The sequence below is a fragment of the Prevotella sp. S7-1-8 genome (assembly GCF_000758925.1).
Lineage (GTDB): Bacteria > Bacteroidota > Bacteroidia > Bacteroidales > Bacteroidaceae > Prevotella.
This window is the reverse complement of the sequence record NZ_JRNC01000007.1, coordinates 1-21,499: the sequence shown is the minus strand read 5'-3', so window position 1 is coordinate 21,499 and position 21,499 is coordinate 1. Positions and strand designations below refer to the sequence as shown.

The window sequence follows — 21,499 nt, the reverse complement described above, 5'->3', positions numbered from 1 at the left end:
TTAGTTTTTATCCGTTGCTATCCACGACGCGCACGGTCCTATCGTCATTCTTTGACAGTAGCCGTCACTTTCTTGCATTTTTGAATATACCGCTCTGCTTCCTTGCGCAACTTGGAATCAGGATATTCGTTGATAAACCCATAGCATTCGTCTTCAGCGTCTTGGTAACGCTCCAGCTTCTTGGCCTCAACGCTTTGCTCGGCCAACTCAAACTTGCTCTTCATCACCAACGACGCGAAATCTTCCCGACGCGAGGAGTAAGGGTAATCTTTGAGCGCGTTTTGCGCCGTCACGATGCAAGCCTCGTAGTTGTTGCCGCCAAAACTGCAATTGCCAAAATAAGACCCAAGCTCGTAGTACAACCGGGCGGAATACAACTCTTTCTCCACCAACTTGTCCTGCAGCTCAAAAAGTCTGCGCTGCGCTTTATCCTTAAATCGAGCTTCGGGATAAATGTCAAGGTAGTCTTGAAACGCCGTGATGGCCTTGATGGTCTGACTTTGGTCCAATCGCGGCTCTGGCGCGCACATGCAAAGGCTCTCGCCAACATAAAACTTGGCCATCTCCGCATACACGCCACGTGGGTACGACTTGACATAGCGTCCAAACACCTCCGCGGCCGTCTCATAACTTTTATCCATATATTGGGCCAAACCCAACAAATACAAGCTCTCCTGCGCATCAGAGGTGCCCTTTTCTTGCACGATCAACTCTTGCAACAACAACGCCGCGCGGTTATACTTGCCCTTGGCAAAGCACTCCTTGGCATACTCATACTTGTAACGGTAGTCTTGCGACTTATATACTTCATTGAACTCTTTGGCACAACCGCTCAAGAGCAGAGTTGCGGCCACCAGCATCCAAACGATTTTTTTCATATCAAATCTTTTGACTTGCAAAAATACACATAATTAATTGATTCACAAAGAAGCGATTGTTATTTTTCGCAAAAAAACCGTTTATACAAAGTAAAATGACTAATTTTGTATCACATGGATTTCAAACTCACATCAAAATACAAGCCCACTGGCGACCAGCCACAAGCCATCGAGCAGCTCACCAACGGCGTGCTGCGCGGCGACCCTGCCCAAGTGCTGCTGGGAGTGACCGGCTCGGGCAAGACTTTCACCGTGGCCAACGTCATCGCCAACGTGAACAAACCCACCCTCGTGCTTAGCCACAACAAGACATTGGCCGCCCAACTCTACGAGGAGATGAAAGGATTTTTTCCCGACAACGCCGTGGACTATTACGTCTCTTATTACGATTATTACCAGCCCGAGGCCTACCTGCCCACCACGGACGTATATATTGAGAAAGACCTCGCCATCAACGACGAGATAGACAAACTGCGATTGGGCGCCGTGAGCGACCTGCTCTCGGGGCGAAACGACGTGGTGGTGGTGTCATCGGTGTCGTGCATATATGGCATGGGTGGACCCGTGGCCATGAAAGAGAGCGTCATCAGCATCAAGCGAGGGCAGCGATTGCGCCGCGACGAGTTTTTGCGCCGGTTGGTGGCAGCCCTCTACACACGCAACGACATCGACCTGCAGCGCGGCTTCTTCGCCGTCAAGGGCGACACCGTGAGCGTGGCCATGGCCTATAGCGACCACATTCTGCGCGTCACATGGTGGGACGACGAGATCGACACCATCGAGGAAGCCGACCCCGAGACCATGCGACGCATACAGAGTTTTGAGGAATACCACATCTATCCGGCCAACCTCTTCGTCACCACGCAAGCCCAAACCGATAGGGCGATACGCCAAATACAGGACGACTTGGTGGACCAAGTGGCTTATTTCAACGAGATGGGCGACAGCGTCAAGGCGCAACGCATCAAGGAACGAGTGGAGTATGACATGGAGATGATCAAGGAGCTGGGGCACTGCTCGGGCATAGAGAACTACTCGCGCTATTTCGACGGCCGGCAACCGGGCCAGCGCCCCTACTGCCTTTTAGACTTTTTCCCAAAGGATTATCTCATCGTCATAGACGAGAGCCACGTCAGCGTGCCACAAATCAACGCCATGTACGGCGGCGACCGCGCCCGCAAGCAGAATTTGGTGGAATATGGTTTTCGCCTGCCGGCGGCCTTCGACAACCGCCCGCTACGCTTCGAGGAGTTCCGGGAGATGGCCAAGCAGGTCATCTACGTGTCGGCCACACCCGCCAACTACGAGTTGCAAGAGGCCGGGGGCGTGGTGGTGGAGCAACTCATCAGGCCCACCGGGCTGCTGGACCCGGAAATAGACGTGCGCCCGTCCGAGAACCAAATAGACGACTTGCTCAACGAGATTGTGGACCGCGCGGCCCGAAACGAGCGCGTGCTGGTAACCACGCTGACCAAGCGTATGGCCGAGGAGCTCACCGAGTATCTGCTAAGCCACGACGTTCGGGCCAACTACATACACAGCGACGTGGCCACCTTGGACCGCGTGCAAATCATGAACGACCTGCGAGCCGGGCTCTTCGACGTGCTCGTGGGCGTGAACTTGCTACGCGAGGGGCTGGACCTGCCCGAGGTGTCGTTGGTGGCCATACTCGACGCGGACAAGGAGGGCTTCTTGCGCAGCCACCGAAGTCTCACGCAGACGGCTGGTCGCGCCGCCCGAAACGTGAGCGGAAAAGTCATCATGTACGCCGACAACATAACCGATAGCATGCGGCGCACCATCGAGGAGACGGCGCGTCGGCGAAGCGTGCAGATGAAATACAACGCCGACCACGGCATCACGCCGAAACAAATCGTCAAGGACATCAAGGGCACCCTACCCACGGCCAACGGAGAGGAGCGCGCCAAGCCAGCTGCCGCCGGATACCAGCAGCCATACCTCGAGCCCGACGGGGCCTCCTTCGCGGCAGACCCAATCGTGCTGAAGATGACAAGGCCCGAGATAGAGAGAACCATAGCCAACACCAAGCGGCTGATGGAGCAGGCGGCCAAGGACTTGGACTTCATCCAAGCGGCACAATACCGCGACGAGATAGCGCGCTTGGAGGCACAGTTGGAATTGAGGGACTCGGCCAACAAAGAATGAGCCGTAGACCCGGCAAGCGATTTAAGGGAAAGGAGAGCCAGCCGCGAGGGCCACGCGCTTAGGCTCAAACAGCGCCGCGTTTCAAGTCGAGCCACCATGCGAACAGGCGGCCGACGGCAAGTCGTGAAAACGGAGGCCACGCGGCGACAACGGCCATGCCGCCTAAGAACGCCACATGGCAGAAAGTTGTTGTCGCCACCCAAGTTCCGCACATTTGCGAGCGACGGAGCCCCAGCTCCAAGCATGCGAGATTTGAGTGGCGATTTGCTTGATAATTTCACGAGCTCGAACGTGTATCGTCCATTGTGGAGTCACGATGGACCAATATCACCAAAAGAGCGCGGGACAAGGGTGGAGATTTGTCATTTTTTAAGACTACGCGCCATAATTTATGTACAAACGACATCGGCATTGCCAAAAAATTAGTAACTTTGCAGCACTTAAGTTGCAACTTATATTTATTAACGCACGTTATTTTATGGCTGAGACAAAAAAAATCAAGACAGCGTTGGTGTCGGTATTCCACAAAGACGGGTTGGAAGAACTGTTAGCCAAGCTAAACGAGGAAGGCGTTAAATTTCTGAGCACGGGCGGCACACAGGCTTTCATAGAGGGTTTAGGATACGATTGCCAAAAGGTGGAGGAAGTGACAACCTACCCATCCATATTGGGCGGCAGGGTGAAAACGTTGCACCCCAAGATTTTTGGAGGCATTCTCGCGCGCCGCGACAACGACGGCGACAAGGCGCAGATGGCATCGTATGACATTCCCGCCATAGACCTTGTCATCGTCGATCTCTACCCCTTCGAGCAGACAGTGGCCGAAGGCGCGGCCGAGCAAGACATCATAGAGAAAATTGACATCGGCGGCATTTCGCTCATACGCGCCGGCGCAAAAAACTTCAACGACGTGGTCATCGTGCCAAGCAAGGCAGAGTATGGCATACTGTCAGACATACTTAAGAAAAACGGCGCCAAGACAACAAGGGACGAGCGCAAGATGCTCGCGGAGCGAGCCTTTGGCGTGAGCAGCCATTACGACACCGCCATACACCAATGGTTTGAGGGAAAGTAACACTTGCGAAGGCGACAAAATTCGGCACAAGCATTTACACAAAAGTTTAAAATTCAACAAGTTTTATCCATATCCTGCGCCAGCTGACAGCCGAGACGCAATCGCGGCGAGACACGGCGACAGGCAGATTGATTATTTGAGACAATGGGATTTTTTTCGTTTATACAAGAGATAGCCATGGACTTGGGCACCGCCAACACCATCATCATCAGTGGTGACAAGATTGTCGTTGACGAGCCTTCTGTCGTGGCTCTGGACCGTCGCACCGACAAGATGATCGCGGTGGGCGAGGCAGCCAAGATGATGTATGAGAAAACGCACGACAACATCCGGACCATCAGGCCCTTGCGAGATGGCGTGATAGCCGACTTCACCGCTTGCGAGCAGATGATGCGCGGACTTATCAAGATGGTGCACACGGGCTCGCGCCTGTTCTCGCCATCGTTACGCATGGTCATTGGCGTTCCATCCGGATCCACCGAGGTGGAGCTTCGGGCCGTAAGAGACTCGGCCGAGCACGCCGACGGGCGCGACGTGTACCTCATATTCGAGCCTATGGCCGCGGCCATAGGAATCGGAATAGACGTAGAGGCGCCCGAGGGCAACATGATTGTTGACATCGGCGGCGGCTCCACGGAGATAGCGGTAATATCGCTTGGTGGCATCGTGAGCAACAATTCCATACGCGTGGCCGGCGACGACCTTACCGCGGACATTCAAGAATACATGAGCCGGCAGCACAACGTGAAAATTTCAGAGCGCATGGCCGAGCGCATCAAGATACACGTGGGGTCCGCCCTCACCGACCTTGGAGACGAGGCACCCGAAGACTACGTGGTGCATGGGCCAAACCGCATCACCGCGTTGCCAATGGAAGTGCCAGTTTGCTATCAGGAGATAGCGCACTGCCTTGACAAGACAGTCGCCAAGATCGAGAACGCCGTGCTCTCCGCCTTGGAGGCCACCCCACCCGAGCTCTATGCCGACATTGTGAAGAACGGCATCTACCTATCAGGCGGCGGCGCCTTGCTCAGGGGGCTTGACAAACGCTTGCAGGACAAAATCAACATTCCGTTTCACATAGCCGAAGACCCATTGCACAGCGTGGCCAAAGGCGCTGGCATCGCATTGAAAAACGTGAACCGCTTCTCTTTCTTGATGAGATAACGCCAAGAAAGAGACAATATAAATGGACAGCGCGCGCACATACAGCGCGATGGGCGCGCGCGAGTCTTTTCCACGCACGACGTACAGGCAATTATTTTATTGAAAATCGCACATCGTGAATTGAAAATCGTGAATTGAGAATTGCCATGCGCAACCTTTTAGCGTTTCTTGCCAAATACAACCACTGGCTGGTCTTCATGCTTTTGGAGACCGTCAGCGCGATACTGCTGTTCCAATACAACAGCTACCAAGGCAGCGTATGGTTCACGTCGGCCAACGCCGTGGCGGGCAAGGCGCTTGGAGTGAAAGCCGAGATAGAGTCGTTCTTCTTAATGTCAAAAGTGAACGAGGAACTTACGCTGCGAAACCTGTACTTGGAACAACAAGTCCAAACGCTCGCCGAAAAGCAGAAGGAGACAACCAAGGACAGCGATTGGGCGCGAAACGGACAATTTGAGATACTCAAAGCCTACCGGCTCATACCGGCCAAGGTGGTGAGCAACTCCCTGAACAGCCCCGACAACCTCGTCACCATCAACAAAGGCACGAGCGATGGCGTGGAGCAAGACATGGGCGTGGCCTGCGGAAGCGGCGTGGTAGGCGTAGTCTACATGGCCTCCGCGCACTACGCCGTGGTCATACCGGCGCTGAACTTGCAATCCAAAATCAGCTGTCGCATACGAGGGCGCGAGTACTTTGGCTACCTACGCTGGGAAGGCGGCGACACCCAAACGGCATTCGTGGACGACGTGCCGCGACACGCTCACTTCAAGCTCAACGAATGGGTGGAGACCAACGGTTTCTCGTCGATGTTCCCACCGGGCATCTCCGTGGGCAAGATCATGCACGTGTACAACTCGCCAGACGGCTTGTCATACCGGTTGCAAGTGAGGCTCTCCACCGACTTCTCGCGTCTGCGCGACGTATGCGTCATTGACAACAGGCAGCTAAAGGAACGATTGGAAGTTTTGCGCGCCGCCCAAGACTCATTGAAACTCAGGGAGGAACAATAGATATGAACATAGATTTCTCGCGCCGACTCTTGCTCTTTGTCATCTTGTTGCTGACCCAAGCGTTAGTGCTTAGCCACATACACCTGTTTGGCGTGGCCACGCCCATGCCCTATATCTATTTTGTCACCAGCTTCAAACGCAACTATCCCAAGTGGGCTATGTTAGTGTGGAGTTTCGCCTTGGGCCTCGGCGTGGACGTGTTTTCCAACACGCCGGGCGTGGGCGCCGCCTCGATGACGCTCATAGCCCTGCTGCAACCCTACGCGTTGAAACTTTTTATCCAACGCGACAGCGACGAGAACCTGCGGCCAAGCATCACCGAAATCACTCCCTTGCGTTACATCACTTATGTCGCGCTGCTCACCCTCACCTATTGCCTCGCGTTCTTCTCATTGGAGATGTTCACCTTTTTCAACTGGACGCAGTGGGCCCTCAACATCCTTGGCAGCGCCGCACTCTCCGCCATTATCATCGTCGTGGTGGATAATTTGAGAGGCAAGGTATGAAAGATTTCGGACTTGAGAACAGAAAATACATCATCGGAGGCACGGCTCTCGTTATCGTGGCCATCTACATCACACGCCTTTTCACGCTCCAACTGCTCAGCGACGACTATCGCAAGAGCGCGGACTCAAACGCATTCCTGAAAAAGGTGGAGTTTCCCTCGCGCGGCGTCATACGCGACCGGAACGGCAAGCTACTCGTCTTCAACCAGCCATCGTACGACATCATGGTGGTGATGAACGAGGAAAAAGGACGCATAGACACCGCCGACTTCTGCCAGACGTTAGGCATCTCGAAAGAGTTTTTCGCCCAACGCATGAACGACATCAAGGACAGAAACAAAAATCCAGGTTACTCGCGGTTCACCCAACAACTGTTCTTGACACAGGTGGACGACAAAAACTTTGGGGTTTTCAGGGAGAAGATGTACAGGTTCCCAGGATTTTACACTCAAAAGAGAAGCGTGCGGCAATACCAATACCCATACGCCGCGCACGTGTTGGGAGACGTGGCGGAGGTGTCGCAGGGCGATATCGACAAAGACGACTATTACCAACCCGGCGACTATATCGGCAAATTGGGCGTCGAACGCACCTACGAGAAGCAACTGAGAGGCGAGAAAGGCGTGCAGATATTGTTGCGAGACGCGCACGGCCGGATACAAGGCAAGTACCAAAACGGCAAATACGACCACCGGCCCAAGGCGGGCAAAGACCTTACGCTAAGCCTGGACATAGACTTGCAAGCGTTGGGCGAACGGCTCTTGGAGGGCAAAATCGGCGCCATCGTGGCCATAGACCCCAAAACCGGAGAGGTGCTCAGCTTGGTGTCGTCGCCCACTTACGACCCCCGGACGCTCGAGGGGAAACAGCGCGGCAAGGCGCTGCGCGCGCTCGCGCGCAACCCATGGAAACCGCTGCTCAACCGAGCCATCATGGGACAATACCCCCCAGGTTCAACCTTCAAGACATCACAGGGCCTCACTTTCCTCAGCGAGGGCATCATAAACAGCCACACCCAATACCCATGCCACCACGGCTTTTACTATCGCGGACTGCACGTGGGCTGCCACGGACACGCGTCGCCACTCTCCATCGTGCCCGCCATCAGCACCTCATGCAACTCCTTTTTCTGCTGGGGGCTGTACCACATGATGAGCAACAGGCGCAAATACAAGAACGTGCAGCAAGCCATGAACACGTGGCGAGATTACATGGTGAGCATGGGTTTTGGCTATAAGCTCGGCATTGATCTTTATGGCGAGAAACGTGGCCTTATTCCCAACGCCGCCTTCTATGACAAAGCATACCATGGCTCATGGAACGGGCTCACCGTCATCAGCATCTCCATCGGGCAAGGAGAGGTAAACCTCACGCCTTTGCAAATTGCCAACCTTGGCGCCACCATCGCCAACCGAGGGTACTACTACGTGCCACACGTGGTGAAAAAAGTGGAAGGCCAACGCTTGGACACCATCTTCACGCGCCGCCATTACACACGGGCCAGCCGTCGCGCCTACAACCTGACGGTGGCCGGCATGCGGTCGTCGGTGTTAGGCGGAACGTGCCGCCATCTTGGCAGCTTGCCGTTTGAGATATGCGGCAAGACCGGAACGGCGCAAAACCGGGGGCACGACCACTCGGTCTTCATGGGCTTCGCGCCTATGAACAATCCGAGGATAGCCATTGCCGTTTATGTGGAAAACGGTGGCTTTGGCGCGGATTTCGCGGTGCCCATAGCCGGGGTGCTGTTTGAGCAATACCTCAACGGAAAGCTCTCGCCGGCCCGGGCGCGAGAGGCGGACATGATACAGAAAAGGAGAATAGGATATGGTTCGAGCGACAGATAAACAACCAAGCATCATCGGCAGCGTCGATTGGTGGACCATTGGCATTTATCTCACCCTGTTAATCTTTGGTTGGATTAGCGTGTGCGGGGCGAGTTACACATACGGCGAGACCGACATTTTCAGTTTGAGCAGCCGCTCAGGCATGCAAATAGTGTGGATAGCGACATCTTTGATATTGGCATTCGTGCTGCTGATGCTCGATGACAGGTACTACGACACCTTCGCCTACGTGTTCTACGGACTGATGCTCGCGCTGCTCTTCGCCACCATATTCAACCCGCACGAGATCAAGGGCTCGCGCTCGTGGTTGGTCTTGGGGCCACTCAGGCTGCAACCGGCGGAATTCGCCAAGTTCGCCACGGCGTTGGCCGTGGCCAAGCTGATGAGCACCTATGGATTTAACATTCACCAATGGAAACACTTCGCCGCCGCGCTTGGCGTGGTGCTTTTGCCCATGCTGTTTATCGTCGGGCAGAAAGAGACGGGGTCGGCATTGGTGTATTTGGCGTTTTTCCTGATGCTCTACAGGGAGGGCATGCCCGGCAGCATCCTTTTCACGGGCGTGGCAATGATCGTTTATTTCGTGGTAGGCATCAAATATGAGGATACGTTTCTTTGGGCCACGCCCACGTCGCTGGGCAAGTTCGTGGTGCTCTTGTTGGCGCAACTGTTCACCGTGGGATTGACGCTCGCCTATTGCGGCGACAAGGGCAGAACCCTGCGCGTGGGCTTGTGCTGCGTAGGCTGCACGCTGTTGGCGCTGCTTTTCTCCAAGTTTGTCATCCCGTTCGACATCGTCTGGGTGCAATTCCTCGTTTGCTCCATCCTCATAGGCTACCTCGTTTTCCAGGGGTTGGCCACTCGCCTGCACAGCTATATGCTCATCGCGCTCTTCGCGATGGGGTCCATCTTGTTTTTCTATAGCGCCGATTACGTGCTCAACGACGTCATGGAGCCACACCAAAGGGTGCGCATAAACGTGCTGTTGGGGCTGGACGAGGACTTGGCCGGCGCTGGCTACAACGTGCACCAGAGCGAGATAGCCATAGGCTCCGGTGGCTTGCGGGGCAAGGGTTTCCTCAATGGCACGCAGACAAAACTGAAGTTCGTGCCTGAGCAAGACACCGATTTCATCTTTTGCACCGTGGGCGAGGAAGAGGGATTTGTAGGCTCGGCGGGCGTGTTGCTGCTATTCTTGGCGTTGATTTTGCGACTAATCCACTTGGCCGAGCGCCAGCCTTTCAAGTTTGGCAGGATTTATGGCTATAGCGTGCTGAGCATTTTCTTGTTCCACCTGTTTATCAACGTGGGCATGGTTTTGGGCCTGACACCCGTCATAGGCATTCCTCTGCCGTTTTTCAGTTATGGCGGATCGTCACTGTGGGGGTTCACCATACTGCTGTTTATCTTCATGCGCATAGACGCCGGAAGAAACTTTGTAAGGACGTGAGAAACGGTTTGGAGTGAAAAGTTTGGAGTGGCAAATGGGCGAAACAACAGGTTTGGAATGACGCGCTCGCCATCAAGCCATCGCGACAAGCTCCACGCTCAATCCCAACAACCTACTTGTCAACTTTGTCCACCGCGATGCCGACATCGGCGATGCCGGGCAATATGTCTCGCTGCATGTTATGGCGCACCACGATATGCAACGAGTCGGCCTCGCGCAGCTGTGTTTGCGACACCGTGAAACGATATTGGCGATAGCTCACGCCGTTGCCCTTGGCGTTGCCATGGCTGTCCACCAATGGGCACGTCAGCGTATCCACGCGCTGTCTCATGGATGGGTACACCGTTTGCTCAACGATTAGGGCCAAGCTCATGTATGGGTAAGAATTGTTGGCGCGCAGCTCCAAATAGGTGGCGTACCGTCCAGCCCGCGCCAATGGGGGCACGTCAAAACTTAACGCCTCCACTTTTTCCCATCCCTCGATTGGCGTGTGGCGATACTGGTGATAAACCCTGTTTTCCTCGCAAGCCACGCAGAGGATGAGGGCTGTTAGCGTTACGACAATCTTGTGTTTCATGCTTGAGGCGCGGGCGGTTCTGTCCGTGGGCGGTTGATGTTTGTATGGACGCCGTCATTCTTGTTGCCGTTATGCCGACCCTTACGGTGTTGGCCGTCATTAGGGCGGTCGGCCGCGATCGCCGTGTCAGGGCGATTGGCCGCATCGGCGACAAGTTGGCCGCGATCCTCGGCCGCCGTCTTCTTGGGCATGTCCTTTTTGTTACGGTTGTGCCTGGCGTTGTTTTTCTTCTTCTTGGCCTTGTCAAACCGGCTTAGATCCTCGTCGGCCAACAAGTCTTTAGACTTCTTTTTGGATCGCGCCATGTCGTCTCGCATCAGCGACAGCGGTTTCTCCCCTCGCTTGTTCATGGCCATTATCTCATGCGCCCGGTCGCAGTCTATGGTCTCCAAGTTGGCGGCGAGGTTCTTGTCCGTGGAATAAGTGCACATACCGGTGAGAATATCCGTCTTGAACAAGTGGTACTCAGCTTCTTGTGTTTGCAGCGTCATGTCCTTGGCCGGCAGTTTTCTCGAGGCCTCCAAGTATTGGTCCACCTCGTAGTTGAGGCAACATTTGAGCTTGGCGCACATGCCAGCCAGTTTCTGCGGGTTGAGAGACAGGTCTTGTATGCGCGCGGCGTTGGTTGAAACGCTCGAGAACGATCTTACCCACGTGGCGCAACACAGCTCCCTGCCGCAAGGGCCAGTGCCGCCAATGCGCCCCGCCTCTTGCCGCGCCCCTATCTGTTTCATCTCTATGCGCACGTGAAAAGTTTCGGCCAGCACCCTGATGAGCTGCCTGAAGTCCACCCGCTCGTCGGCTATGTAATAAAATATAGCCTTGTTGCCGTCGCCTTGATACTCCACGTCTCCTATTTTCATTTTCAGCTCCAGCCGCTTGGCTATCTGCCTGCTCTGTATCATCGTGTCGTGCTCCAGGGCCTTGGCCTCGTGATACTTGTCCATGTCCACGGGTTTGGCCAAGCGATACACGCGCCTGATATCGTCCGGCGACTTTAGGTTAGCCTTCTTGATTTGGTGGCAAACAAGCCGTCCCGTCAGCGTGACCACCCCGATGTCATGCCCCGGGTTGGCCTCGACGGCCACCACGTCACCTTTTTTCAGGTCCAAGCCATTCGTGTTGTGGAAATAGCCTTTGCGTGTATTTTTGAATTGCACCTCCACCAAGTCTGTCGATTTGGCGTTGCCGGGCACGTCGGCCAACCAGTCGTACGTGTTTAGTTGTCGGTCTTGCCTGCCCACGCCTTTCGCGCTCAGCCCGCGCCCACAACCGGTGCATATATCACATTCTCTCATATTATCGCTTTAAAAGTATTATCATGTCCGTGGCCAAATTGAAGAATTGTATCTTCGCATTGGCGTTTTGCCCGATGTCTCGGATGGTGCGTTGAATCTTCTCCGCCATCTCAACCACATTGCGCTCGTTGACGAAACGGGCAAAGTTTTGGGCGAAGCTCTCCTCGCCGCGGGTCATATAGTTCAAGTCTGCCAGCCCGAAATTGTACACGAAACTCTCACGTACCATGCGCAAAAAATAGGTGAGCATGCGCCGCTGTCGCTCCCGGCCATACCCCGCCACGGTCTCGCTCCATTTCTTCAGCTCTTTCAAGTCACGCATATATGCCTTGCGCATGAGCGTGACAAACAAGTCAAAAAACTGCCTGTTCTCGTTATCGGCATCAAATTCCTCTATGGCCTTGAGCCAATTGCCACCCGCGGCGCGAGCCATGCGGCCAGCCATTTCGGCATCTATCCCCCGCCGCTCCACCAGCGCGCGGGCTATGTCGGCGCTGTCTATGCCACGCACCTCGAACCGCTGCACACGACTACGGATAGTCTCCAACAATCGAGACGGCTCCTCGCTAACCAACAAAAAGACAGTGTTCAAAGGCGGTTCCTCCAACAGCTTGAGCATTTTGTTGGCGCTCGAGAGATTCATACGCTCGGGCAGCCACACCACGCAAACCTTGTATCCGCCTTGGCTCGACTTGACACTGAGCTTGCGATTGAGCGCGTCGCTCTCGGCCTCATAGATCATGGCCTGCTGGTTCTCGGCCTCCATACGTCTCATCCATTGGTCCATGGTGAAATAAACGCTTTCCGAAAGCATTTGCCGCCACTCTCGCAAAAAATCGTCGCTGGTGACCTGACGGTCGCTCGACGTGCCCTTGGGCCTTATCACAGGAAACGTGAAATATAGGTCGGGATGCTGCCATTTGGCCAACATGGCCTCAGCGTTGGCCACCGACGCGAGAGGCACGGTAGAGGGCAACTCGCCCATACGTTCGCCCAACAGATAACATGCGAACGCCAATGCCAGCGCCATCTTGCCGCTACCCTTGGGACCGGTAAACATCATGGCGTGAGGCACACGCCCGTCTGCCGCCAACTGCAAAAGTCGGTCGCAAGCTTCTTGCTGTCCTATCACTTCACTGAATTGCATCTCCTGCGCTTATTTTTATGTTTCTACGTCGGTGCTTCAGGCTACAAAGTTACTAAAAAACTACCTCAATCCACCAAGAAACTCATCTTTTATAGGTAGTGTAACCGCATTGCGACCAGAAAGTTTGGCATGGTAGCTCCAAGCGTTCTTGCTATAAACGTCAATGAGCCGCATACCAATGCGGGCACCTTATGCGTCAATATACGACACACCCGCACACATATCGCATATCGCTATAGGGCAACCACTTACAGTTTCACTTGGCGGTTCTAATGGGTGCGCTGACCAACTTACAAATTGGGACGGAACACAAAAAGTGGGATTGGGGAATTTTGTGAAAAGAAAAGAGCCAAGAAGCTTCTCACTATAAGTTAAAATAATGAGTATAAGAACTTGCTTTATTTGAAATTAGACAAAGCAAGTTCTTATGATTGTTAATCAAGGAGGCATAAACGCATTAATCTCCTCCGGACAACACAAGATCGTTTTTAAGTACTTGATAATCAATATATGATTGGTATAAAGACAAGTTTATGAACGAATGACGGTGAACGCATTTTAATAGTGGGCAACTCAAAAATGCAAGATATTACAGATGTTGTTCGTATTCTCCGCAACTTTTCACAGCCATATTTTTCTTCCCTATTTTTGAATTTCAAATTTAGGGAAATAAAAGAGTGAATAAATTGCGTATCTGATACTATCAAGTCGTGAGAGTATTAAAAATGAGGTCTGATTTGATGAAAAACCGAATTTTGTATCGCTGCTTGGAAACAAAGCGTTATCTTTGTACCATAATTCAAAACAAAATGGGCATCAAAAAGCTAAAAGTGGTGTTGACAGAAGAAGCACAAGCCTTTTTGGATGCGCAGCCATTCAAAGCTCAGCAGAAGATATACTACAACATCTTCAAGGGTTGAGGAAGGAGTGATGAAAGTTGACATCTTCAAGAAACTGGAGAATACTGAGATATGGGAGTTTCGCACTCTCTACAACGGAATCTGTTACAGGCTTTTCTCCTTTTGGGACACTGAGCAAGAAACTTTGGTTATTGCCACGCATGGCATAGTCAAGAAAACACAAAAGACACCATTAAAGGAGATTGCCAAAGCAGAAGAGATAAGAAAAGAGTACTTTAACAATAAAAAGAAATAGCATTATGGCACAGATGAAATTGATACCAGCAGACAATATGAAAGACAAACTTTGGGGCAAAATAGGAACTCCAGAGCGTGACGCAATGGAAGCCAAGCTCAAAGAAGATGTGAACGCCTATATTGTAGGCAAAGCCATACGCAAGGCTCGATTGGCACAAAACCTCACACAAGAGCAACTTGGTGAGCGTATCGGCGTGCAGCGTGCTCAAATTTCAAAGTTGGAGAAAGGTACAAGTGTTATCACATTGCCAACAATGAGCCGTGTATTTCAAGCATTGGGCATTGCAACAGCTACCCTTGATTTGGGTATTGCAGGGAAAATTGCGCTGTGGTAATATTCTTGAATATGAACGATAATAAGACTTTGAATATGCCAGAATGGCAAAAGTTGCAAGCTGGTGAGATTTATAATGATTTCGATCAGGATTTGTTTAATCGAAGGATTGAGGCGAAACAACTGTTTCGTGCTTATAACCGCACAGAAGATAATGAGGTAGAAAAGCGTAAAGAAATTATGCAGAAACTCTTCAAATCTGTCGGTAAAAATGTATGGATAGAACCAGATTTTCGTTGTGAGTTCGGCAAGAATATCACGATTGGCAGTGATGTATATATCAATTTTGGCTGTGTTATACTCGACTGTGGTCAAGTCACGATTGGCAACAACACTCTTATTGGTCCGAATGTCGGCATCTACGATGCCAACCATGTACTCGATGCCGAGGAACGCATTGCTGGTGGACTAAAACCTGGCAATGTACATATCGGCAACCGTATTTGGATTGGCGGAAATACCATCTTGCTACCAAATATTACTATCGGTGACGACACGGTGATTGGAGCTGGTAGCATCGTGACCCACGACATCCCTTCTGGAGTGGTGGCTGTGGGAAATCCTTGCCATGTGTTGCGTAAGATTACAGAAAAGGACAAAGTTGGTTACAAAAGAGAATCAAGGGGTAGAAAATAATCATGTGCAATCTTGGTAGGATTGTATAAGAGTGATGTTATTGCATTGGTACCCAATACTTGTTGCTTGGTGGTCACTTGAAATGTTCCCAAAATGAGAATGCAAGTATAACATTGCCTAAAAATAATACATATATTCATATTCTTTAACTAAACCTTATGCAGTCATCAAGCCTTTGGCGAATCTATATCAAGATAGATAGTACGAAACAATTCGCTCATGGCTTCAAATATAACAACATTAGTAGAAAAAGCAAAACAAGGTGACGCTGACGCTTTCAGCGCATTATATCAAATGTATTATCCTAAGATGAAAGGGATATGCATCAATATTCTTGGAGAGGACAAGGCTGTCGTTGACGACCTTGTCCAAGATGCTTTTATACTTGCGTTTGTTTCGTTGAAAGACTTGAAGAATACTCATAGGTTTAGTCAATGGCTTACAAGTATCACTACTAACCTTGTATTGAAATATCAGGAGAAAGGCAAGAGATACGATTTCATTTCCTTGTCTGATATAGAGGATGAATTTAGTTCCGTATTGGAAGATGGCAACACTTCCAAGCAATCAATTCCGTATGAGGAAATCACGTCAGCAATAGACAGTTTGCCAAAAGGGTATAAAAAAATATTCAAGATGTCTGTATTGGAAGGCTTGTCCCATCAAGAAATCAGCAAATTACTTGATATCGCTCCACATAGTTCTTCCTCGCAATTGGCAAGGGCAAAAGCATTGTTACGAAAAATATTGTCTTCAAGAGCAATGCTTCTCATCGCATTGGCGTTGATAGTTATCCCGATATATAGATATTTTACAGCAAAGAAGAAACTCGTTTCAGAAAATGATGTGAGAATTGTTCGAACTCGAAAGCCTAATAAAGACATTACGCCTATACAAAAGCGGCCTAACGTTTCTGTTAGCAGTGCGCAAAAAGCTGTTTTGAACTATAGTCATCAAAGCGTTCAACAGGGAAAGAACATTGTAATAACTGTTGGTGATTCGATTAAGACAGGTCAAAATGTAATACTCGAAATATCCGATTCTTTGCAGGAGAACCAACATGTTTTGGCTGATAACAAGCGAGATAGTATCATCACAAAAGATTCTGTCTATACACCTATTCCAAACGAGGAAAGATGGATTGCGGATGATACAAGGCCGCACAAGAAAAGTAAATGGCAATTGCTCGCAGCTGGTTCTTTGGGTTCTACCCTTGCGCAAAATGTTTGTAAGATTATAACAAGTAGCACTGATGATATTATGAGTGATCAACCTTCGGAAAAGAGTTTTACTACATGGGAAGAGTATGCTAAATATCTACATCGCTTAACTCCAACGGACCCAACGGCGGAAAATGTTGCAATGATGGATATTGCCGATAACAACAATGGCAAAATAGAAGAGGCAGAACATCATGACAAACCAATAATATTAGGATTGGCTGTGAACATGAGCATAGGAAAGCATTGGAGTTTAGAAACAGGACTCCAATACTCTTACTTGAAGTCATATTTTACTTTGGGTACTGGCAATTACCGTGTTGACAAGGAACAAAAGTTGCATTACATCGGTATTCCTATCAAGCTCTCGTACCAATTTATGACGTACAATAGACTGTCGGCTTACGGTTCTGCAGGAGCAAGCATTCAGATACCATTGCATGGAAAGACATATGCAGACTATGTAGTAGGAGGAAAGTCTGGCTATACAACGGATTGGAAGACAATACCTTCTATACAGTGGACTGTAAACACTAACATCGGAATACAATATCAATTTGCACCCAAGTTGACATTGTTTGTTGAGCCAACGCTGAATTGGTACATTCCGAATGGAAGCGAATTCAAGAATACTTGGACAGAACGTCCATTTACATTGACTGTGCCTTTCGGTATTAGGCTCTCTTGGTAAGAAAGTATCATTTTACATGCAGTCTTTATGAATGACCTGTATCTATATCTATAATAGAAGGTCAAAATAAAAAGACACATGCAAAAAAGACATACAGACAGGAAGGTTTATTTCCGTGAGTTGGAGATAACATCTAAGGAGTTTTATATCGGCTACTTGTCAGATTTTACAGAACTGACACCAAAGAGTAGAATCTTGGAGGTAGGCTGTGGTGAAGGAGGAAACTTAGTTCCCTTTGCACAGTTGGGCTGCAGAGTGACAGGTATAGATATTGCCGAATGCAGAATTAAAGATGCCAAAGCATACTTTTCTGAAATCAGCAATCATGCTACATTTGTATGTTGTGATTTCATGCAATATCCTGTTCCATGTAATGAAGAAGATAAATATGACGTAATACTATTACATGATGTGATAGAACACGTTCCGACAAAAGAGCCATTTCTTGCACACCTAAGAAAGTTTATGAAACCAAAAGGCGTTCTGTTTGTCGGATTCCCCGCATGGCAAATGCCTTTTGGAGGACATCAACAGATTTGCAGAAGCAAACTTTGCTCACATCTGCCATTCATTCACTTGCTGCCAAACCCTTTATACAAGTTGTTGCTAAAAACATGCAATGAAGAGAACGGAACTATGAATGAACTTATGAGCATAAAAGAATGCCGAACAAGTATAGAGTTGTTTGAAAGACTCATACACCAATGTGGCTTCTCGGTAACAGACCAAAAACTTTGGCTCATCAATCCTCATTACAAGCAGAAATTCCACCTTGCCCCACGACTCTTGCCACATTGGGTCTGGAAGATGAAATATATCAGAAATTTCTTCACCACTTCATGTTGGTATATATTGAACATAAGCCATAAATAGAACTTACGTTCTTTAGGCAACCATAAAATCTATGAAACAATAAATATACTTAACCATTTCGGAAAAGCAGACTCCAAAAATCAGTATTGGAATATGCTTTTGTACTTATATAAAAATGTAGGAAAACAGTATGATAGGCTACATTTCTATTGGTTCTTATAGAATAAAAGGGGATGATTGGCAATCACATCCTTTAAGGGAAGTCGTTTCACCACTACCTCTCTAAAATATCATTTGATAACTTTTGTTTGTCACATTTTGAGTTCGGTTGAAACATTCCTATTCAAACACTATTTGGTAGTTTTTAATGTAATCGAAAGTTAAATACGTTAAATTATCACCCTTTCGTATCTAAACAGAATCCATATTGCCACTTTTCTACCGTTTAGAGCTTATAGTATTGATAATCAACTGATAATAAATACTTTGTGTGTTTTTAGCCCCAACCCTATTTTGAGGGGCTGGCATTAGTATCTATTCATGTTGTCGTTAGGCCTTAATCGCAAGCCGAATAATACCTAATCGCAGTGCCAATAAAACCTAATCGCGACGCCAATAATACCTAAACGCAAGATGGTGTCAAAACATGTGTGCCCCAACCGAAAAAGAAACCGCTTTCATAGGCTTTTTTCTTTGTAAGAGATTTGTTTGGCGATGGCCTTCTTTTATGATTTTTTTTGGCGCAACGGCATTGAGCCGGAAAAGGGGATTGGTCTATACGAACTGGCTGCTACACAAACGCATGGCACAGTTTAAACACCGGGCCACATCACAAATTGGCGTGGCTACGTCGCCCAGAATGTCGAGAGGTGGCAAGATAGCGACACAACAACGTTACCGGCAATGGCGCATGGCACACCCCCAAGAGGGCAAAAACATTAAAAAAGCCTACCCGAATTGCTGTTCTCGGGCAGGCTTGATAGGATGAGCTTAGAGCAGTTCCTTGATGGAGCGCTCAACCTCGGCCAAATCTTTGGTTGGCTCGAAACGAGCCACTACCTCACCCTCGCGATTGATGAGGAACTTGGTGAAATTCCATTTGATATCACTGTTCTCGCGCCACTTGGGGTCTTGTTTGTCGTGCAAATCCTCGAGAATAGGGGTGAGCTTGTGGCCTTTGTCAAAACCCCTGAAAGGCTTCTCGCCCTTGAGCCATGCATAGAGTGGCAACTCGTTATCACCATTCACGTCAGATTTCTTGAATTGTGGGAAATCGGTGCCAAATTTCATCTGGCAGAACTGCGCGATCTCCTCGTCGCTGCCAGGGGCTTGGCCGCCAAATTGGTTGCAAGGGATATCCAATATCTCAAAACCTTGACCCTTAAGCCTGCCATACATGGCTTCCAATTCTTCATATTGTGGGGTGAAACCGCAAGCGGTGGCAGTATTGACAATAAGCAATACCTTGCCCTTATATTCTGATAGTTTCACTTCGTTACCTTTCTTGTCGCTCAAACTGAAATCATAAACTGTTTTCATCTGTTTCTTAAATTTTGGGTTAATATTTGTGGCGCCATGCCCACGACAACTCGCTCGGTGGCTTGACGTGCCGCACTCGCGCCTTTTTTGATATAACAAAAATAGTGGAAAAAACGTTAAGCGGAAAATTTAAGAAGAAGTATTAACCATACTTAACCGTGCGGTTTGTAATTATTACATTATTTAATGGCACTCTCCCGCGCCACCAATTCTCTGGGCCAAGGCCAACGCCACATGGGCACGCGCGGACGACGGCCGCGCCCATGACGCGATTCGCCGTCATGAACGGCCCTTTCCAAGACGGCCCAAAAAGCCACGCTGGCGCGCGGTTGTAAAAAAAAAATTGAGGGCAAGCACACATTTTATGGCCCAAGGTTGATGTCTTTTGGCTAATTTTATTACCTTTGCCGGCACAAAATGAAATAAAATTTATCTACATTATGGGTGGCATTTTCGGAACGATTTCAAAAAAAGATTGTGTAAACGATTTATTCTACGGCACAGATTACAATTCTCATTTAGGCACCAAACGCGCCGGCATGGTAACCTTTGACAAGGAGCGCGGTTTCAACCGGTCCATCCACAGTTTGGAAAGAAGCTATTTCAGGTCGAAATTTGAGGACGAGCTAAGCAATTTCAGCGGCAACCTCGGCATTGGCGTCATCAGCGACACCGACCCGCAACCTATCATCGTAAACTCGCACCTTGGGCGATACGCGGTGGTAACGGTGGCCAAAATAAACAATTTGGACACCATCGCGGCCGAGCTGCTCAAGCAACGCATGCACCTAAGCGAGCTTTCCGCCAACACGCTCAACCAGACCGAGCTGGTGGCATTGCTCATAAACATGGGCAACTCGTTCGAGGAAGGCATCAACAACGTGTTCAACCACATAGAGGGGTCGTGCTCCTTGTTGGTGCTCACGGAGCGCAGCATCATCGCGGCGCGCGACTTTCTTGGGCGCACGCCAATCGTCATCGGGCACAAGGAGGGCGCCTATGCCGTCTCGAGCGAGTCGACGAGCTTCCCCAACCTTGACTACGAGATGACGCGCGACATTGGCCCCGGCGAAATCGTCGAGGTGAGAGCCGATGGCGTAAAAGTGTTGCAACAACCGAGAAGACGCTCGCAGGTGTGCTCTTTCTTATGGATTTATTATGGATTTCCGGCCAGCACGTACGAGGGTGTCAACGTCGAGGAGATGCGCGAGCGAAACGGGCGCATGCTCGGCAAGGCCGATGACACGGAGGCCGACTTCGTATGCGGCATACCCGACTCGGGCGTTGGCATGGCCGTGGGGTACGCCCAAGGGCATGGCATACCCTACCGCCGCGCCGTATTGAAATACACGCCCACGTGGCCTCGCAGTTTCACACCCAGCGATCAAGCCCGGCGCAACTTGGTGGCGAAGATGAAGCTCATACCCAACAAGGCGTTTCTGCTCAACCACCGCGTGGTGTTCTGCGACGACTCCATCGTGCGCGGCACGCAGCTTCGCGACAACGTGCGCATGTTCTACGAGGCGGGCGCCAAGGAGGTGCACGTCAGAATATCATGCCCGCCACTGGTTTACGGCTGCCCTTTCATCGGCTTCACATCGTCCAAAAGCGACATGGAGCTTATCACGAGGCGCATCATACAGGACTTCGAGGGCGACGACAAGAAAAACCTTGACAAGTATGCCACGACGGGAACGCCTGAGTATAAACGCATGGTAAACGAGATAGCCAACAGGCTGGGGCTTTCCTCATTACAGTTCTCAAGCTTGGAATCGCTCGTCGAGAGCATCGGGATGCCTAAATGCAAGCTCTGTACCCACTGCTTTGACGGCAGCAGCTACTGCCATGAGCACGACAAGGATTGACGCAAGAAAAGGAAACAAGGGATAATTGCCAATTCAAAATTAAAAAAACAAAACGCGAAATCAAGGGTTGGCGATATTTTCAATTCAAAAATTTAGGCCCGCGGCATGTGTTATAACATG

17 protein-coding genes and 1 pseudogene are annotated in these 21,499 nt (G+C 50.2%); 13 read left to right on the top strand and 5 right to left on the bottom strand.

Translation table 11 applies throughout. The features are described 5' to 3' along the window. Positions 1–44: 44 nt before the first annotated feature. Positions 45–878 (bottom strand): outer membrane protein assembly factor BamD, encoded by an 834-nt coding sequence (locus HMPREF1640_RS00895; protein ID WP_036891566.1) that lies wholly within the window; start codon positions 876–878, stop codon positions 45–47. Positions 879–992: 114 nt separating this feature from the next. Here HMPREF1640_RS00895 and uvrB point away from each other — a divergent pair, with 114 nt between their 5' ends. From uvrB to rodA, 7 genes are all read left to right on the top strand, one after another. Beyond that, complete coding sequence (uvrB, locus tag HMPREF1640_RS00890) at positions 993–3,044, top strand: excinuclease ABC subunit UvrB (protein WP_036891565.1); 2,052 nt, start codon at positions 993–995, stop codon at positions 3,042–3,044. Between the two features lie 478 nt (positions 3,045–3,522). Then, positions 3,523–4,119, top strand: a complete 597-nt coding sequence (locus HMPREF1640_RS00885) for an IMP cyclohydrolase (RefSeq protein ID WP_036891579.1) — start codon at positions 3,523–3,525, stop codon at positions 4,117–4,119. A 144-nt stretch (positions 4,120–4,263) separates the two neighbouring features. Next, on the top strand, positions 4,264–5,286 hold the full coding sequence (locus HMPREF1640_RS00880; RefSeq protein WP_036891564.1) for a rod shape-determining protein: 1,023 nt from the start codon (positions 4,264–4,266) through the stop codon (positions 5,284–5,286). Positions 5,287–5,432: 146 nt separating this feature from the next. Next, positions 5,433–6,299, top strand: a complete 867-nt coding sequence (gene mreC, locus HMPREF1640_RS00875) for a rod shape-determining protein MreC (protein ID WP_036891563.1) — start codon at positions 5,433–5,435, stop codon at positions 6,297–6,299. Between the two features lie 2 nt (positions 6,300–6,301). Continuing rightward, positions 6,302–6,805 (top strand): rod shape-determining protein MreD, encoded by a 504-nt coding sequence (gene mreD, locus HMPREF1640_RS00870; RefSeq protein WP_036891562.1) that lies wholly within the window; start codon positions 6,302–6,304, stop codon positions 6,803–6,805. Next, positions 6,802–8,652 (top strand): penicillin-binding transpeptidase domain-containing protein, encoded by a 1,851-nt coding sequence (locus tag HMPREF1640_RS00865; RefSeq protein WP_036891561.1) that lies wholly within the window; start codon positions 6,802–6,804, stop codon positions 8,650–8,652. The genes mreD and HMPREF1640_RS00865 overlap by 4 nt, the downstream gene beginning before the upstream one ends. Continuing rightward, positions 8,633–10,102 (top strand): rod shape-determining protein RodA, encoded by a 1,470-nt coding sequence (rodA, locus tag HMPREF1640_RS00860; protein WP_036891559.1) that lies wholly within the window; start codon positions 8,633–8,635, stop codon positions 10,100–10,102. The genes HMPREF1640_RS00865 and rodA overlap by 20 nt, the downstream gene beginning before the upstream one ends. Before the next feature lie 112 nt (positions 10,103–10,214). On the opposite strand, the gene HMPREF1640_RS00855 is transcribed toward rodA, so the two are convergent. From HMPREF1640_RS00855 to HMPREF1640_RS00845, 3 genes are read right to left on the bottom strand one after another with little or no spacing between them, the layout of a single operon-like run. Then, positions 10,215–10,679, bottom strand: coding sequence for a gliding motility lipoprotein GldH (locus tag HMPREF1640_RS00855; protein ID WP_036891558.1), 465 nt, complete (start codon positions 10,677–10,679; stop codon positions 10,215–10,217). After that, complete coding sequence (locus HMPREF1640_RS00850) at positions 10,676–11,977, bottom strand: regulatory iron-sulfur-containing complex subunit RicT (protein WP_036891557.1); 1,302 nt, start codon at positions 11,975–11,977, stop codon at positions 10,676–10,678. The genes HMPREF1640_RS00855 and HMPREF1640_RS00850 overlap by 4 nt, the downstream gene beginning before the upstream one ends. Before the next feature lies 1 nt (position 11,978). Then, complete coding sequence (locus HMPREF1640_RS00845) at positions 11,979–13,124, bottom strand: DNA polymerase III subunit delta' (RefSeq protein WP_036891556.1); 1,146 nt, start codon at positions 13,122–13,124, stop codon at positions 11,979–11,981. 809 nt (positions 13,125–13,933) lie between these two features. Here HMPREF1640_RS00845 and HMPREF1640_RS00840 point away from each other — a divergent pair. From HMPREF1640_RS00840 to HMPREF1640_RS00820, 5 genes and pseudogenes are all read left to right on the top strand, one after another. Next, positions 13,934–14,279: pseudogene (locus HMPREF1640_RS00840) on the top strand (type II toxin-antitoxin system RelE/ParE family toxin). Positions 14,280–14,283: 4 nt separating this feature from the next. Further along, on the top strand, positions 14,284–14,616 hold the full coding sequence (locus HMPREF1640_RS00835; RefSeq protein WP_036891555.1) for a helix-turn-helix domain-containing protein: 333 nt from the start codon (positions 14,284–14,286) through the stop codon (positions 14,614–14,616). Positions 14,617–14,627: 11 nt separating this feature from the next. Continuing rightward, on the top strand, positions 14,628–15,251 hold the full coding sequence (locus HMPREF1640_RS00830) for a sugar O-acetyltransferase (protein WP_036891554.1): 624 nt from the start codon (positions 14,628–14,630) through the stop codon (positions 15,249–15,251). A 219-nt stretch (positions 15,252–15,470) separates the two neighbouring features. Then, positions 15,471–17,162: a sigma-70 family RNA polymerase sigma factor gene (locus HMPREF1640_RS00825; RefSeq protein WP_036891552.1), complete on the top strand. Its 1,692-nt coding sequence runs from the start codon at positions 15,471–15,473 to the stop codon at positions 17,160–17,162. A 78-nt stretch (positions 17,163–17,240) separates the two neighbouring features. Next, positions 17,241–18,035 carry a bifunctional 2-polyprenyl-6-hydroxyphenol methylase/3-demethylubiquinol 3-O-methyltransferase UbiG gene (locus HMPREF1640_RS00820; protein WP_036891550.1) on the top strand — a complete coding sequence of 265 codons (795 nt, stop codon included), beginning with the start codon at positions 17,241–17,243 and terminating at the stop codon, positions 18,033–18,035. 930 nt (positions 18,036–18,965) lie between these two features. Here the strand turns inward: HMPREF1640_RS00820 and HMPREF1640_RS00810 are convergent. Beyond that, positions 18,966–19,514 (bottom strand): glutathione peroxidase, encoded by a 549-nt coding sequence (locus tag HMPREF1640_RS00810; RefSeq protein ID WP_036891546.1) that lies wholly within the window; start codon positions 19,512–19,514, stop codon positions 18,966–18,968. Between the two features lie 440 nt (positions 19,515–19,954). On the opposite strand from HMPREF1640_RS00810, the gene HMPREF1640_RS00800 reads away from it, so the two are divergent. Next, positions 19,955–21,379 carry an amidophosphoribosyltransferase gene (locus tag HMPREF1640_RS00800; RefSeq protein ID WP_036891544.1) on the top strand — a complete coding sequence of 475 codons (1,425 nt, stop codon included), beginning with the start codon at positions 19,955–19,957 and terminating at the stop codon, positions 21,377–21,379. Positions 21,380–21,499 lie beyond the last annotated feature (120 nt).